Source organism: Caulobacter sp. GW821-FHT10E02 (assembly GCF_059415225.1).
Genome location: NZ_JBWKMV010000001.1, coordinates 1,257,808 through 1,272,704, shown reverse-complemented (window position 1 = coordinate 1,272,704; position 14,897 = coordinate 1,257,808). Strand labels below are relative to the sequence as shown.

Sequence of the window (14,897 nt, the reverse complement as noted above, 5' to 3'; positions counted from 1 at the left end):
CTCACCCGCCCACGGCGGCGCGCCAGGCGCCGACGAGCGCGTCGACGGACGTCGCGGTCAGGTTGAACACGAGATTGGGGTAGATGCCCAGCAGCAGGGTCATCGCGATCAGCGGCACGAAGAGAAGGATCTCGCGCGCGTCCAGATCGGTGATGGTCTTCAGCTCGGGATTGGTGATCTCGCCGTACATGACCCGACGATACAGGGTCAGGGCGTACATGGCCGACAGGATCACGCCGGTGGCCGACACGATCGCCGTCCAGGTCGAGGCCTTGTAGACGCCGGTCATGGTCAGGATTTCACCGACGAAGCCCGAGGTGCCCGGCAGACCGACATTGCCCATCGTGAACAGCAGGAACACGAAAGCGTAGTGCGGCATGCGGTTGGTCAGGCCGCCGTAGAAGGCGATCTCGCGGGTGTGCATGCGATCGTAGACGACGCCGACGCAGAGGAAGAGCGCGCCGGAGATCACCCCGTGGCTCAGCATCTGGAACAGGGCGCCCTGCTCGCCGGCCGCGTTGCCCGAGAAGATGCCCATGGTCACGAAGCCCATGTGGGCGACCGACGAATAGGCGATCAGCTTCTTGATGTCGGTCTGACGGAAGGCGACCAGCGAGGTGTAGACGATGGCGATGGCCGACATCGCGAACACCAGCGGCTGGAACATCTCCGAGGCGTTGGGGAACATCGGCAGGCTGAAGCGCATGAAGCCGTAGCCGCCCAGCTTCAGCAGGATGCCGGCCAGGATGACCGAACCGGCCGTCGGAGCTTCCACGTGGGCGTCGGGCAGCCAGGTGTGCACCGGCCACATCGGCATCTTCACCGCGAACGAGGCGAAGAAGGCCAGCCACAGCCAGGTCTGCAGCCACGGCGCGAACTTGAACGTCATCAGCGCCGGGATCGACGAGGTGCCTGCGATGTTGATCATGGCCAGGATGGCGGCCAGCATCAGGATCGAGCCGAGCAGCGTGTAGAGGAAGAACTTGTAGGCCGCGTAGATCCGGCGCTTGCCGCCCCAGATGCCGATGATCAGGAACATCGGGACCAGGCTGAACTCGAAGTAGAGATAGAAGAGGATCAGATCCAGCGCGCAGAACACGCCGATCACCAGGGTCTCCAGGACCAGGAAGGCGATCAGGTACTCGACGACGCGCTTCTCGACCGACTTCCAGCTGGCGATGATGCAGATGGGCAGCAGGAACGCGGTCAGCAGGACGAACAGCACCGAGATGCCGTCCACGCCCATGCGGTAGTGGATGCCCGCGAACCAGGCGAAGTCTTCCACGAACTGGAAGCCCGCGTTCTTCGGGTCGAACTGGAGGGTCAGGACGATCGACAGGCCGAACGTGACCAGCGTGGTCACGAGCGCGATCCACTTGGCCAGCGTGTCGGTCTTGGCGCTCTCGCCGTTGAAGGCGCGCGCGGCGAGGATCACCGCGACGCCGACGATCGGCGCGAAGGTCGTAAGGCTGAGAAGGCCGCTCATTAGCTCCGTCCCCCTCAACGGAAGGCGTACAGGGCGAAGGTCAGCAGACCGGCTACGCCGAGCAGCATGACAAACGCGTAGTGGTAGAGATAGCCGGTCTGCAGCTTGCCGGTGCGCTTGCCGACCTCATACGAGAGGTTGGAGACGCCATCCGGGCCCAGCCGGTCGATGATCTTCTGGTCGCCGCCCTTCCAGAACAGGTCGCCGAGGAACTTGGCGAAGCGCACGAAGGTGGCGTCGTAAAGCTCGTCGAAGAACCACTTGTTGTAGAAGAAGACGTACAGCGGACCCTTGCGCTCGGCCATTTTCAGGCCCAGGCGCTCGTCGCCCTTCAGCAGATAGACATAGACCGCGACCAGCAGGCCCAGGATCGAGGCGATCAGCGGGCTCCACTTCACCCACTCGGCCACTTCGTGCGCCTGGTGGAGGACGTGGTTGGTCGGGGCGTTGTAGATCGCGCCACGCCAGAACTCTTCCTGGTGGTGGCCGACGAAGTAGTCGGTGAACACGAAGCCGGCGAAGATCGCGCCCAGCGACAGCACCACCAGCGGGAACAGCATCACCCACGGGCTTTCGTGCGGCTTGTGGTCGTGACCATGGCCGTGATCGTCGTGAGCGTGGTCGTCCGCGAGCGGCTCGTCGTGCGTCTCGTGCGCATGGTCGTCGTGACCATGGGCCGCGTGCGCGTCGCCATGGGCGTGGTGGTCGTCATGACCCCAGCGCGCCTTGCCGTTGAAGGTGAAGAAGGCCAGGCGCCACGAGTAGAACGAGGTCAGGCCCGCGACGAGCACGCCGATCACCCAGGCGAACATGCCGATGCCGTTGTGCTGGCCGGCGGCGAACGCCGCTTCGATGATGGTGTCCTTCGAATAGAAGCCGGCGAAGCCGAGGTGCAGCGGCGGCAGGCCCAGACCCGTGATGGCGATCGTGCCTATCGTCATGGCGATGAAGGTCACCGGCAGCAGCTTGGCCAGGGCGCCGTAGCGACGCATGTCCTGCTCGTGGTGCATGCCGTGGATCACCGAACCGGCGCCCAGGAACAGCAGCGCCTTGAAGAAGGCGTGCGTGAACAGGTGGAACATGGCCGCCTGATAGGCGCCGACGCCGGCCGCGAAGAACATGTAGCCCAGCTGCGAACAGGTCGAGTAGGCGATCACGCGCTTGATGTCGTTCTGGGTCAGGCCGACCGTGGCGGCGAACAGGGCCGTCACCGCGCCGATCACCGTGACGATGTTCTTGGCCACCGGGGCGTATTCGAACATCGGCGACAGCAGGCACAGCATGTAGACGCCGGCGGTCACCATGGTGGCCGCGTGGATCAGGGCCGACACCGGGGTCGGGCCTTCCATGGCGTCCGGAAGCCAGGTGTGCAGGAAGAACTGCGCCGACTTGCCCATCGCGCCGATGAACAGCAGGAAGCAGGCGATATCCATCAGCGGCCAGGTGTGGCCCGCGAATTCCCAGGTCTTGCCGGCGTGGCTGGCGATCATCGGGAACAGCTCGGCGAACTGGATCGTGCCGAAGGCCCAGAAGGTGGTCATGATGCCGAGGGCGAAACCGAAGTCGCCGACGCGGTTGACCACGAAGGCCTTGATGGCCGCGGCGCTGGCCGAGGGCTTCTTGAACCAGAAGCCGATCAGCAGGTACGAGGCCAGACCCACGCCTTCCCAGCCGAAGAACAGCTGCATGAAGTCGGCGGCGGTGACCAGCGACAGCATGGCGAAGGTGAACAGCGACAGGTACGCGAAGAAGCGCGGCTTGCTGTCGTCCTCGGCCATGTAGCCCCAGGAATAGATGTGCACGAGGGCCGAGACCGTCGTGACCACGATCAGCATGGTCGCCGACAGGGCGTCGATGCGGATCGACCAGTTGGCCTGGAAGTCGCCAATGCTGATGAACGGCAGCAGGTGGACGGTGAAGGCCTCCATGTGCCCCCAGGTCCACTGGCTGAACGTGTACCAGGACAGGCCGCAGGCCAGGATCAGCGCGCCGGTGGTGACCGACTGCGACGCGACGTTGCCGATGCGGCGGCCGAACAGGCCGGCGATGGCCGCGGCGATGATCGGCGCGAAAACGAGAATGGTGACAAGCGTCTGCATGACGTCGCTTAGCCCTTCATCATGCTGGCGTCGTCAACCGCGATGTCGCCGCGGTTTCGGAAGAAGGTCACAAGGATGGCCAGACCCACGGCCGCCTCGGCGGCGGCGACGGTCAGCACGAACATGGCGAAGATCTGCCCCGCCACATCGTGCAGGAAGGCCGAGAACGCCACGAGGTTGATGTTCACCGCCAGCAGGATCAGCTCGATCGACATCAGGATGACGATGACGTTCTTGCGGTTCACGAAGATGCCGAAGACGCCGATCGTGAACAGGATCGCGGCGACGACGAGATAGTGCGACAGCCCGATCATTCGGAGATCCCCTCGCCCGGCTTGATCTGGACCAGCTCCATGCCGGTCTTGGGGGTGCGGGCCACCTGCTTGCCGATGTCCTGGCGCTTGACGCCCGGCTTGTGGCGCAGGGTCAGGACGATGGCGCCGATCATGGCGACCAGCAGCACCAGGCCCGCCAGTTGGAAGAAGAAGACGTAATCGGTGTAGAGCACCTGGCCGATCGCTTCGGTGTTGGGCACGCCGCCCGGCGAGGCGTTCGGCAGAGCGTTCCGCGAGGCCGCGCCGTTGGTGGCGACCGCGGCCACGACCATCACCATCTCGGTGGCGATGACCAGGGCGATCGCCCCACCGAACGGCAGGTACTGCACGAAGCCCTGACGAAGCTCGGCGAAGTCCACGTCCAGCATCATGACGACGAACAGGAACAGCACCGCGACGGCGCCCACGTAGACGACGATGAGCAGCATCGCCAGGAACTCAGCGCCCAGCAGGACGAAGAGGCCGGCGGCCGAGAAGAAGGCGGTGATCAGGAAGAGCACCGAGTGCACGGGATTCCGCGCCGACACGACGAGAAGACCCGCCGCGATGGTCGTGAATGCCAGCAGATAGAAAGCGATCGCCTGCAAGGGCATTGGCCCAGGGCTCCCCTGAAATCTTACGTTCGATGACGTCGACGCCTTACGGCGCAACGCCTGCTTCGGATTCGCCCGTCTCTTAGCGGTAGGGCGCGTCCAACTCCAGATTCTTCGCGATCAGGCGCTCCCAGCGGTCGCCGTTATCGAGAAGACGTTCCTTGTCGTAGTAGAGCTCTTCGCGGGTCTCGGTCGCGAACTCGATGTTCGGACCTTCCACGATGGCGTCCACCGGGCAGGCCTCCTGGCACAGACCGCAGTAGATGCACTTGACCATGTCGATGTCGTAGCGGGTCGTCCGGCGGCTGCCGTCCTCGCGCGGTTCGGCCTCGATGGTGATCGCCTGGGCCGGGCAGATGGCCTCGCAGAGCTTGCACGCGATGCAGCGCTCCTCACCCGACGGATAGCGGCGCAGGGCGTGCTCGCCCCGGAAGCGCGGCGACTGCGGGCCGCGCTCGTTCGGGTAGATCACCGTCTTCTTCGGCGCGATCATGTACTTCATGGCCAGGCCGAAGGCGCCGGCGAAGTCCAGAAGGGCAGCGCCCTTGACCGCTTGAGTGATGCGCTGGAACACCAGAGCTCTCCTAAAACCTATACTTCCGAGGAGGTGCGTTGGCCCCTCCCCGTCTCGATCGGGCCAAAAGCCCCTATTTCGCCTCGCGTGGGATCACGCAGGTGTAGTTCGACAGCTGAGCGGGGTCGCCCCCGTCCTGCTTGGCCCGGATCACGCCGCCCGAAGCCTTGCACTTGTCGCCTTCGCGACGGAGGTCGTCATAGCTGACGGTCCCGTCGCCCAGCGAATAGGACTTGTCCTGCGCCGCCACGGCGCAGGCCGTGAGGGCAAGGCCGGACAAACCCAGCGCAAGGATCGCGGCGCGGCGCATCACGCCCCCGGACCGAACACGCGCCAGGCGGCGACCAGCGCGACCAGCACCAGCGAGGTCGGCAGGAACACCTTCCAACCCAGGCGCATCAGTTGGTCGTAGCGGTAGCGAGGCACGATGGCCTTGGCCATGGCGATCATGAAGAACCAGAAGCAGATCTTGGCGTAGAACACCAAGGCCAGGAACAGATTGCCCCACCAGCCCCAGCTCTTGAGGAAGTCGGTCGGGAAACCGGGATTCCAGCCGCCGAAGAACAGCACGCTGATCATGGCGCACATCAGGACGATGTTCGAATACTCGGCGACCATGAACAGCAGGTACGGGGTCGAGCTGTACTCGACCTGGTAACCGGCCACGAGTTCGGATTCGGCTTCCGGAAGGTCGAAGGGCGGACGGTTCGTCTCGGCCAGGGCCGAGATGTAGAACATGCCCATCGAGACGATCATGATCGGCACGAGGATGATGTTCTTCAGGCCGCCGCCGAAGACGTTCCAGTTCCAGAACCAGCCCGACTGCTTCTCGACGATGGTCGACAGGTTCATCGAACCGGCCAGCAGGATCACCGTGATGATGATCAGGCCGATCGAGACTTCGTACGACACCATCTGCGCCGCCGAACGCAGCGCCCCCAGGAACGGATACTTCGAGTTCGAAGCCCAGCCGCCCATGATGATGCCGTAGACACCGAGCGAGCTCATGGCCAGCAGGTACAGGATGCCGACGTTGAGGTTGGAGACGACCCAGCCAGGCGCGAACGGCACCACGGCCCAGCCGACGAAGCCCAGGACCAGGCTCAGCAGCGGCGCCAGCATGAAGACGACCTTGTCGGCGCCGGCGGGGATCACGATTTCCTTCAGAACGAACTTCAGGAAGTCGGCGAAGGACTGCAGCAGGCCGAACGGGCCAACCACGTTGGGGCCTTTGCGCATCTGGACGCCGGCCCAGATCTTGCGGTCGGCCAGCAGCAGGAAGGCCAGGCTCAGCAGGACCCAGATCACGACCAGCAGGATGCCGCCGGTCGTCAGGCCAAACCAGAGAAGCGGAGAAGTCGAGCCCACGATTTACTCCGCAGCGATCTTGGCGGCGCCGGAAGCCACGGCCGCGCATTCGGCCATGGTCACGCTGGCGCGCGCGACGGGGTTGGTCAGGTGGAAAGCCTTGATCGGGCTTTCGAACGGCGCGTCCGAGACTTCGCCGTCAGCGCCCAGGGCGCCCACATCGAACGAGGTCGCGACCGAACCCGGCGCATAGTCGATCTGACCGAAGGTCGGGTGGTCGGCGAACAGCTTGGCGCGCAGTTGGTCCAGGCTGTCATAAGGCAGCTTATGGCCCAGCACTTCCGACAGGGCGCGCAGGATCGACCAGTCTTCCTTGGCCTCGCCCTTCGGGAACACGGCGCGACGGCCCTGTTGCACGCGGCCTTCGAGGTTCACGTAGAGACCGTTCTTCTCGGTGTAGGCCGCGCCCGGCAGGACCACGTCGGCCTTGTGGGCCCCGTTGTCGCCGTGCGTGCCGAGATAGATCTTGAAGGCGTCCGAGGCCGAGGCCTCGCACTCGTCGGCGCCCAGCAGGAACAGGACGTCCAGGGCGCCCGGCTTCAGCATGTCGCCAGCGGCCAGACCGCCCTCGGCCGGGACGAAGCCCATGTCGAGGCCGGCGACGCGCGCGGCGGCGGTGTGCAGGATGTTCCAGCCGTTCCAGCCTTCGCGCACGACCTTGATGGTCTTGCCCAGGGTGGCGGCGGCCTTGAGGATCGCCGCGCCGTCGGCGCGGGCCAAAGCGCCCTGACCGATGATGATCGCGGGACGCTCGGCGGCCTTGAGGGCGGCGACGAAGTCGCTCTTGCTCTTGGCCAGGCCCGACAGCGTCTTGGCGCCGGCGCCGATGTAGTCGTAGTCGAACGTCAGGTCGGCTTGCTCGCCGATGACGCCGAAGCGGGTCTTGCCGGCGATCCACTGCTTGCGGAAGCGGGCGTTCAGGACCGGCGCCTCGGTGCGCGGATTGGCCCCGACGAACAGCACGACATCGGCGTTCTCGATGCCGGCGATCGTCGAGTTGAACAGCCAGCTCTCGCGCGGGCCGGCGCCCAGGGCGGCGCCGTCCTGGCGGGCGTCGAGGTTCTTCACGCCCAGGGCGGTGAAGAGGTCCTTGGTCGCCTTCAGGCTCTCGGCGTCCTGCAGGTCGCCGGCGATGACGCCGATGCGCTCAGGCGCGGTCGTCTTGATCTTGCCGGCGATGGCGGCGAAAGCCTCGGCCCAGGTGGCCGGCTTCAGGCTGCCGCCGACGCGGACATAGGGACGGTCCAGGCGCTGACGGCCCAGGCCGTCGACGGCATAGCGCGTCTTGTCCGAGATCCACTCTTCGTTGACGTCCTCGTTGATGCGCGGCAGCACGCGCAGCACGGCGGCGGCGCGGCTGTCGATACGGATCGACGAGCCCAGGGCGTCCATGACGTCGACGCTCTCGGTCTTCTTCAGTTCCCAAGGACGGGCTTCGAAGGCGTAGGGCTTGGAGGTCAGCGCGCCGACCGGGCAAAGGTCGATGACGTTGGCGCTGAGTTCCGACGTCACCGCCGCGCCCAGATAGGTCGTGATTTCAACGTCTTCGCCGCGCGAGATCAGGCCGATTTCCGGCGAGCCGGCGACTTCGGTGATGAAGCGGACACAGCGCGTGCACTGGATGCAGCGCGTCATCACGGTCTTGATGAGCGGGCCCATGGCCTTCTCTTCGACCGCGCGCTTGTTCTCGTCGTAGCGGCTGTCGTCGCGGCCGTAGCCGACGGCCTGGTCCTGCAAGTCGCACTCGCCGCCCTGGTCGCAGATCGGGCAATCCAGCGGGTGGTTGATGAGCAGGAACTCCATCACCCCTTCGCGGGCCTTCTTGACCATCGGAGTCTTGGTGAAGATCTCCTGGCCCTCGGCGGCCGGCAGGGCGCACGAGGCCTGCGGCTTCGGCGGACCGGGCTTCACCTCGACCAGACACATCCGGCAGTTGCCGGCGATGGACAGACGTTCGTGGTAGCAGAAGCGCGGGATCTCTTCCCCAGCCAGTTCCGCGACCTGCAGAACCGTCATGCCGGGCTCGAACTCGACTTCGACGCCGTTGACCTTGGCGATAGCCATAATCGTTACTCCGCCGCGATCAGCTTGGCGCCCTGCACGTGCAGGCGACCGCTACGATAGGAAGCAATCCGGTCTTCCACCTCGTGGCGGAAGTGACGGAACAGACCCTGGATCGGCCAGGCGGCCGCGTCGCCCAGGGCGCAGATGGTGTGACCTTCGACCTGGGTCGTGACGTCCAGCAGGGTGTCGATCTCTTTCGGATCGGCCTCGCCGGTCGCCATGCGTTCCATGACGCGCCACATCCAGCCGGTGCCTTCGCGGCACGGCGTGCACTGGCCGCAGCTCTCGTGCTTGTAGAAGTACGACAGGCGGGCGATGGCGCGGACCAGGTCGGTGGACTTGTCCATGACGATGACGGCGGCCGTGCCCAGACCCGACTTCAGGTTCCGCAGGGCGTCGAAGTCCATCGGCAGGTCTTCGCACTGCTCGGCCGGGATCATCGGCACGGACGAGCCGCCCGGGATGACGGCCTTGAGGTTGCCCCAGCCGCCGCGGATGCCGCCGCAGTGGTCTTCCATCAGCTGACGGAAGGGGATGCTCATGGCTTCTTCGACGTTGCAGGGCAGGTTCACGTGGCCCGAGACGCAGAACAGCTTGGTGCCGGCGTTGTTCGGGCGGCCAAAGCCGGCGAACCACGCGGCGCCGCGACGCAGGATCGTGCCGGCGACGGCGATGCTCTCGACGTTGTTGACCGTGGTCGGCATGCCGTAGAGGCCCGCGCCGGCCGGGAACGGCGGCTTCAGGCGCGGTTGGCCCTTCTTGCCTTCCAGGCTTTCCAGCAGGGCCGTCTCTTCGCCGCAGATATAGGCGCCGGCGCCGTGGTGGACGTAGATGTCGAAGTCCCAGCCGTGGACGTTGTTCTTGCCGACCAGCTTGGCCTCGTAGGCCTGCTTGATGGCCTCTTCCAGCACTTCACGCTCACGGACGTATTCGCCGCGAATGTAGATGTAGCAGGCGTGGGCCAGCATGGCGCGCGAGGCGATCAGGCAGCCTTCGATCAGGAGGTGCGGGTCATGCCGCATGATCTCCCGGTCCTTGCAGGTGCCAGGCTCGGACTCGTCGGCATTGACGACCAGGTAGTGCGGACGACCGTCCTTCACTTCCTTGGGCATGAACGACCACTTCAGGCCGGTGCCGAAGCCCGCCCCGCCCCGGCCGCGCAGGCCGGAGTTCTTCATGTTGTCGATGATCCAGTCGCGACCCGCGTCCAGGATGTCCTTGGTGCCATTCCAGCAGCCGCGCTTCTTCGCACCTTCAAGGCCCCAATCATGGAGACCGTAGAGGTTCGTGAAGATGCGGTCCTTGTCTTCGAGGATACCGACCATGACTCAGCTTTGCGGATCGAATGGATGGGCGCGCACATAGCGCGTCCGACGAATGATGACATAGGCGAAAAGCAGCCAGCCTGCGCCAATCGTGACGAGACCGGCGACGACCGCCAGGAACGGCGCTCCAGCCACGGTGCGACCCCAGATCAGCAGGATCGCGCCGAGCAGGCACGCCACGAAGCCGATACCGCGTTCACGGCGGTAGAGGCCCCGGATGGTGTCGGCATAGGCCGCGCGGCGGGTGTTGAGTTCGCTGTCGTCGATCATGACGAAGCGCCCTCCCCCTTGGTCGCGCGCATCCAGCCCAGGATGAACCAGACTTGCGCCCCAAGGCCCGCCACGATGGCCAGGATGAAGACGGGTTTGGCCCATCCCAGTCCCAGCGACACCGCGCCATAGATCGCCACGCCAGCCAGCAGGAAGCAGACCACATCGATGGCGAGCATCGTGGTCAGGCGCTTCTTCTGCAGGGTGGCGTCGGCGCTCATGTCAGGCGGTCGGCTCCGGCTTTGCCTTCGTAGCCTTCGGCTTCTCGGGCAGGTTCGGGATCTTGATCTTCTTGGCGTACGAGCCGTCGTACAGCTTCGGGTCCGTGAGCGTGTGGATCGCGCCCTTCGGCTCCGAGGCGCCGCGGCCGTCGTAGCTGCCCGGCTTCGGGTCCTTGCCGGCCGCGAAGTCGTCGAGGATCTGGGCCAGGCTCTCCGGCGTCAGGTCCTCGTAGTAGTAGTCGTTGATCGCGGCCATCGGGGCGTTGCAGCACGCGCCCAGGCACTCGACCTCTTCCCAGCTGAACTTGCCGTCGGCCGAGACGTGGTTGGCGTCGCCGATCTTGGCCTTCAGCACGGCCTTCAGGTCCAGCGCGCCGCGCAGCTGGCACGGCGTGGTGCCGCACAGCTGGACGAAGGCGACCTTGCCGACTGGCTGCAGCTGGAACATCACGTAGAAGGTGGCGACTTCCAGCACGCGGATGACCGGCATCTCGAGCTGCTTGGCGATCTCCTGGATCGCCGGCTCGGAGATCCAGCCTTCCTGCTTCTGGGCCAGCCACAGCATCGGGATCACCGTCGACTGCTTGCGGGCGGCGGGATACTTGGCTTTCCACCAGTCGGCCTTGGCCTGGCTGTCAGCCGAGAAGGCGAAGCTGGCGGGCTGTTCCTTGGCGAGACGACGTACGCTCATCGGGCGAAATCCACGCGGACGATCTTGTCGCCCTTGAAAGTGTAGATGGCGGCGACCTGGAACGGCGCATCGCCGTTGCCGCGGTCGACATGCTCGTGGTCGATCACGTTCGCACCGACCACGATGCGGTTCAGCAGCTCCGCCTTGTTCCTGGGGAACTCGGCGAAGGTCTTCTCGTAGAAGGCGCGATAGGCGTCCAGGCCCGTACGCGCCACATCGCCGTTCAGCCCCGCCACGACCACGTCGTCGGCGAAGTGGGCGCAGTGCGCGTCCAGATCCTGGGCGTTGTAGGCGTCCAGCTGAGCTTGGGCGATAGCTTCCAGGCTCACCGGTCGACCTCGCCGAACACGATGTCGAGCGAGCCCAGGATGGCCGAGACGTCGGCCAGCTGGTGGCCGCGGTTCATCCAGTCCATGGCCGCGAGGTGCGAGAAGCCCGGCGCCTTGATCTTGCAGCGGTACGGCTTGTTGGTGCCGTTGCTGACGACGTAGACGCCGAACTCGCCCTTGGGCGCCTCGACGGCCGCGTAGACCTCGCCTTCCGGCGTCTTGAAGCCCTCGGTATAGAGCTTGAAGTGGTGGATCAGGGCTTCCATCGAGCGCTTCATCTCGGCGCGACGCGGCGGGCTGACCTTGTTGTCCTCGGTCAGCACCGGGCCCGGCGTGCCGCGCAGCATGGCGACGGCCTGCAGGATGATCTTGGTGGACTCACGCATTTCCTGCATGCGGCAGAGATAGCGGTCGTAGCAGTCGCCGTTCTTGCCCAGCGGGATGTCGAACTCGAACTCGTTGTAGTTCTCGTACGGCTGGTTGCGGCGCAGGTCCCAGGCGATGCCCGAACCGCGCACCATCACGCCCGAGAAACCCCAGGCCCAGGCGTCTTCCTTGCTCACGACGCCGATGTCGACGTTGCGCTGCTTGAAGATGCGGTTGTCGGTGATCAGGCCTTCGATGTCGTCGCAGATCTTGGGGAAAGCCTTCGCCCAGGTCTCGATGTCGTCGATCAGCTCGGGCGTCAGATCCTGGTGGACGCCGCCCGGACGGAAGTAGTTGGCGTGCAGACGAGCGCCGCAGGCGCGCTCGTAGAAGATCATCAGCTTCTCGCGCTCCTCGAAGCCCCAGAGCGGCGGCGTCAGGGCGCCGACGTCCATGGCCTGGGTCGTCACGTTCAGCAGGTGATTGAGGACCCGGCCGATCTCGCAGAACAGCACGCGCACGATCTGGCCGCGACGCGGCACCTCGACGCCCAGCAGCTTCTCGATGGCCAGGCAGAACGCGTGCTCCTGGTTCATCGGCGCCACGTAGTCGAGGCGGTCGAAGTACGGGATGTTCTGCAGATAGGTCCGCGCTTCCATCAGCTTCTCGGTGCCGCGGTGCAGCAGGCCGATGTGCGGATCGACGCGTTCGACGATTTCGCCGTCCAGCTCCAGCACCAGGCGCAGCACGCCGTGCGCGGCCGGGTGTTGCGGGCCGAAGTTGATGTTGAACTTGCGGACGGGCGTCTCCGGGATGGCCGGAGTCGTCGGTTCGTCACGGAAGAAGTCGGTCGCCGCGGCGGGCGAGTTCGTGCCGGTCATGGCTACGGACCTTCGTTACGCTGCTCGATGCTGAGCGACACAAGCAGTCCTGCGATCAGCAGAACCACGCCCAGCAAGGTGATGATGGTGGTCGCGACGTCCCAGCTCTGGGAAATCGCGGCCTGTGAGAGCGGCAGAGCCAACAGGACGGAAGCCGCTCCGAGCAGCGCGCTGCGCAGCTCGGCCACTTCCATCCGCCGGATGCTGGCGCCGACGGCCAGCATGATCACCGAAACCATGATCGCGACGCCCAACGACTTGTTCTGATCCGCGCTGATCACCGGCGCCTTCGTGAACCACCCCGTCAGCCGCATCCCGATGGTCATCAGGAACGCGGTCGAAAAGGCGACCAGAAAGAACGAGGTGGCGGAACGGAACGTCGGCCGTCGCAAACCCATGGTTAGTCATCCCCTGCTCGCTATTGAGCCTTCTCGTCACCGGGGAGCGCGTACTTGGCGCCTTCCCAGGGCGAGAGGAAATCGAACGCACGGAACTCGGTAATCTTGACGGGTTCGTACACGACGCGCTTGAGCTCGTCGTCGTAGCGAACTTCCACATAACCCGTCATGGGGAAGTCCTTCCGCAGCGGATGGCCGTGGAAGCCGTAGTCGGTCAGGATCCGGCGCAGGTCCGGATGGCCTTCGAAGAAGATGCCGTACATGTCGAACGCCTCGCGCTCGAACCAGTCCGCGACCGGGAACACCGGCGTGGCGCTGGGCACCGGGGTGTCCTCGTCCGTCATCACCTTCAGGCGGATGCGGGTGTTCTTCACCATCGACAGCAGGTGGTAGACCACGTCGAAGCGCGCGGCGCGCTCCGGATAGTCCACGCCCGTCAGGTCGACCAGCTGATGGAAGCGGGTCGCGGCGTCGTCGCGCAGGAACAGCAGGGTCTCGACCACGGTCGCGGCCTTGGCCACGATCGTCAGCTCGCCGAACGCCACCGAATGACCCAGCACGCCGGGCGCGCGGGCGACGATGTCCAGGCCCAGGGCCTCGAGCGGCGAAATAGTGATTTCAGTCGGAGCCACGTCGGTCATCGCTCGATCGTCCCCGTGCGACGGATCTTCTTCTGAAGCTGCAGCACGCCGTAGACCAGGGCTTCGGCCGTGGGCGGGCAGCCCGGCACGTAGATGTCGATCGGCACGATACGGTCGCAGCCGCGCACGACGCTGTAGCTGTAATAGTAGTAGCCGCCGCCGTTGGCGCAGCTGCCCATCGAGATGACGTAGCGCGGCTCCGGCATCTGGTCGTAGACCTTGCGCAGGGCCGGAGCCATCTTGTTGGTCAGCGTGCCGGCGACGATCATCACGTCCGACTGACGCGGGCTGGCGCGCGGCGCGAAGCCGAAGCGCTCCAGGTCGTAGCGCGGCATGGCCGAGTGCATCATCTCGACGGCGCAGCAGGCCAGGCCGAACGTCATCCACATCAGCGAGCCCGTGCGGGCCCAGGTGATTAGGTCGTCGGCGGCGGCCGTGATGAAGCCCTTGTCGGCCAGCTGTTGCGAGACGCCGTCGAAGAACGGGTCGTGCAGCTTGGGGTCATAGCCCTCGACCGTCGAGCGGCCGCCCGAAAGCGCCGGAACGGTGGTGGCGGGAACGATCACTCCCATTCGAGGGCGCCCTTCTTCCATTCGTAGATAAAGCCGACGGTCAGCACGCCCAGGAAGGTCATCATCGACCAGAAGGCGAACTGGGCCGCGTCGTGCGGCAGCTTCATCAGCGTGACCGCCCACGGGAACAGGAACGCCACTTCCAGGTCGAAGATGATGAAGAGGATCGACACCAGATAGAACCGGACGTCGAACTTCATGCGCGCGTCGTCGAAGGCGTTGAAGCCGCATTCGTACGCGGACAGTTTTTCCGGGTCCGGCGCCTTCGGCGCGAACACGGCTGCCGCCAGAATGAAGACGATGCCGATAGCCGCCGCGATCCCTAGGAAGATCACGATCGGCAGATACTGGAGAAGGAAGGCGGTCATGACAGCCCTTGGCTTGAATCGAGCGGGTTGTAGCCCACTGTCGCCAGCGCTTCAAACACCCCAGACCACATTGAGAAACGATCGCAACTAGAGCTGTTTCCGCTAACGGCGATCGATTGCACACGAACGCTTTCCTCTGTGCCTGAAAGGACCGGCGCGACTGCCCTGCTCTGCTCCATCCACATGAAATAGCTCAGCCCTGGCGGGCTATTTGACGCTTCTTCGATATCGCCGTTGACACGAGTCTTCGGCCGACATATCAGACGCCCCTCGCCGCAGGGCGGGTCGCACTTTCGCTTCGGCGAAGGGATATGCG

General features: G+C 65.1%; 19 protein-coding genes. All 19 read right to left on the bottom strand.

Features of this window, described 5'->3' with window-relative positions; all coding sequences use genetic code 11:
- Nucleotide 1 precedes the first annotated feature (1 nt).
- A complete protein-coding gene (locus tag AC07NI_RS05665) occupies nucleotides 2-1,504 on the bottom strand; it encodes an NADH-quinone oxidoreductase subunit M (RefSeq protein WP_494616724.1) in 1,503 nt (500 codons plus the stop codon).
- Nucleotides 1,501-3,585: an NADH-quinone oxidoreductase subunit L gene (nuoL, locus tag AC07NI_RS05660; RefSeq protein WP_494616723.1), complete on the bottom strand. Its 2,085-nt coding sequence runs from the start codon at nucleotides 3,583-3,585 to the stop codon at nucleotides 1,501-1,503. The genes AC07NI_RS05665 and nuoL overlap by 4 nt, the downstream gene beginning before the upstream one ends.
- 8 nt (nucleotides 3,586-3,593) lie before the next feature.
- A complete protein-coding gene (gene nuoK / locus AC07NI_RS05655) occupies nucleotides 3,594-3,899 on the bottom strand; it encodes an NADH-quinone oxidoreductase subunit NuoK (RefSeq protein WP_494616722.1) in 306 nt (101 codons plus the stop codon).
- Nucleotides 3,896-4,513, bottom strand: a complete 618-nt coding sequence (locus AC07NI_RS05650; protein WP_494616721.1) for an NADH-quinone oxidoreductase subunit J — start codon at nucleotides 4,511-4,513, stop codon at nucleotides 3,896-3,898. The genes nuoK and AC07NI_RS05650 overlap by 4 nt, the downstream gene beginning before the upstream one ends.
- An 82-nt stretch (nucleotides 4,514-4,595) precedes the next feature.
- A complete protein-coding gene (gene nuoI / locus AC07NI_RS05645) occupies nucleotides 4,596-5,087 on the bottom strand; it encodes an NADH-quinone oxidoreductase subunit NuoI (protein WP_056051151.1) in 492 nt (163 codons plus the stop codon).
- A 73-nt stretch (nucleotides 5,088-5,160) separates the two neighbouring features.
- A complete protein-coding gene (locus AC07NI_RS05640; protein WP_494616720.1) occupies nucleotides 5,161-5,397 on the bottom strand; it encodes a hypothetical protein in 237 nt (78 codons plus the stop codon).
- Entirely contained in the window at nucleotides 5,397-6,458 is a 1,062-nt protein-coding gene (gene nuoH, locus AC07NI_RS05635) for an NADH-quinone oxidoreductase subunit NuoH (protein ID WP_494618285.1), read from the bottom strand. The genes AC07NI_RS05640 and nuoH overlap by 1 nt, the downstream gene beginning before the upstream one ends.
- Nucleotides 6,459-8,519, bottom strand: coding sequence for an NADH-quinone oxidoreductase subunit NuoG (gene nuoG, locus AC07NI_RS05630; RefSeq protein ID WP_494616719.1), 2,061 nt, complete (start codon nucleotides 8,517-8,519; stop codon nucleotides 6,459-6,461).
- 5 nt (nucleotides 8,520-8,524) lie between these two features.
- The gene (gene nuoF, locus AC07NI_RS05625) at nucleotides 8,525-9,844 is read right to left on the bottom strand and encodes an NADH-quinone oxidoreductase subunit NuoF (protein WP_494616718.1); all 1,320 of its coding nucleotides are present in this window, start codon (nucleotides 9,842-9,844) and stop codon (nucleotides 8,525-8,527) included.
- 3 nt (nucleotides 9,845-9,847) lie between these two features.
- Complete coding sequence (locus AC07NI_RS05620; RefSeq protein ID WP_494616717.1) at nucleotides 9,848-10,114, bottom strand: hypothetical protein; 267 nt, start codon at nucleotides 10,112-10,114, stop codon at nucleotides 9,848-9,850.
- Nucleotides 10,111-10,335, bottom strand: coding sequence for a hypothetical protein (locus AC07NI_RS05615; RefSeq protein WP_494616716.1), 225 nt, complete (start codon nucleotides 10,333-10,335; stop codon nucleotides 10,111-10,113). Before AC07NI_RS05615 ends, AC07NI_RS05620 begins: the two co-directional genes overlap by 4 nt.
- Before the next feature lies 1 nt (nucleotide 10,336).
- Nucleotides 10,337-11,026: an NADH-quinone oxidoreductase subunit NuoE gene (nuoE, locus tag AC07NI_RS05610; protein WP_494616715.1), complete on the bottom strand. Its 690-nt coding sequence runs from the start codon at nucleotides 11,024-11,026 to the stop codon at nucleotides 10,337-10,339.
- Complete coding sequence (locus AC07NI_RS05605) at nucleotides 11,023-11,355, bottom strand: nuclear transport factor 2 family protein (RefSeq protein WP_494616714.1); 333 nt, start codon at nucleotides 11,353-11,355, stop codon at nucleotides 11,023-11,025. Before AC07NI_RS05605 ends, nuoE begins: the two co-directional genes overlap by 4 nt.
- On the bottom strand, nucleotides 11,352-12,602 hold the full coding sequence (locus tag AC07NI_RS05600; RefSeq protein WP_494616713.1) for an NADH-quinone oxidoreductase subunit D: 1,251 nt from the start codon (nucleotides 12,600-12,602) through the stop codon (nucleotides 11,352-11,354). Before AC07NI_RS05600 ends, AC07NI_RS05605 begins: the two co-directional genes overlap by 4 nt.
- A 2-nt stretch (nucleotides 12,603-12,604) precedes the next feature.
- Nucleotides 12,605-13,000: a hypothetical protein gene (locus AC07NI_RS05595; RefSeq protein WP_494616712.1), complete on the bottom strand. Its 396-nt coding sequence runs from the start codon at nucleotides 12,998-13,000 to the stop codon at nucleotides 12,605-12,607.
- Nucleotides 13,001-13,020: 20 nt separating this feature from the next.
- Nucleotides 13,021-13,641 (bottom strand): NADH-quinone oxidoreductase subunit C, encoded by a 621-nt coding sequence (locus AC07NI_RS05590; RefSeq protein WP_494616711.1) that lies wholly within the window; start codon nucleotides 13,639-13,641, stop codon nucleotides 13,021-13,023.
- Nucleotides 13,638-14,234 (bottom strand): NuoB/complex I 20 kDa subunit family protein, encoded by a 597-nt coding sequence (locus AC07NI_RS05585; protein ID WP_494616710.1) that lies wholly within the window; start codon nucleotides 14,232-14,234, stop codon nucleotides 13,638-13,640. Before AC07NI_RS05585 ends, AC07NI_RS05590 begins: the two co-directional genes overlap by 4 nt.
- Nucleotides 14,204-14,581, bottom strand: a complete 378-nt coding sequence (locus tag AC07NI_RS05580) for an NADH-quinone oxidoreductase subunit A (RefSeq protein WP_494616709.1) — start codon at nucleotides 14,579-14,581, stop codon at nucleotides 14,204-14,206. The genes AC07NI_RS05585 and AC07NI_RS05580 overlap by 31 nt, the downstream gene beginning before the upstream one ends.
- Nucleotides 14,578-14,897: hypothetical protein (locus AC07NI_RS05575; protein WP_494616708.1), on the bottom strand; the 320-nt coding region annotated here is incomplete at its 5' end. The genes AC07NI_RS05575 and AC07NI_RS05580, both read right to left, overlap by 4 nt.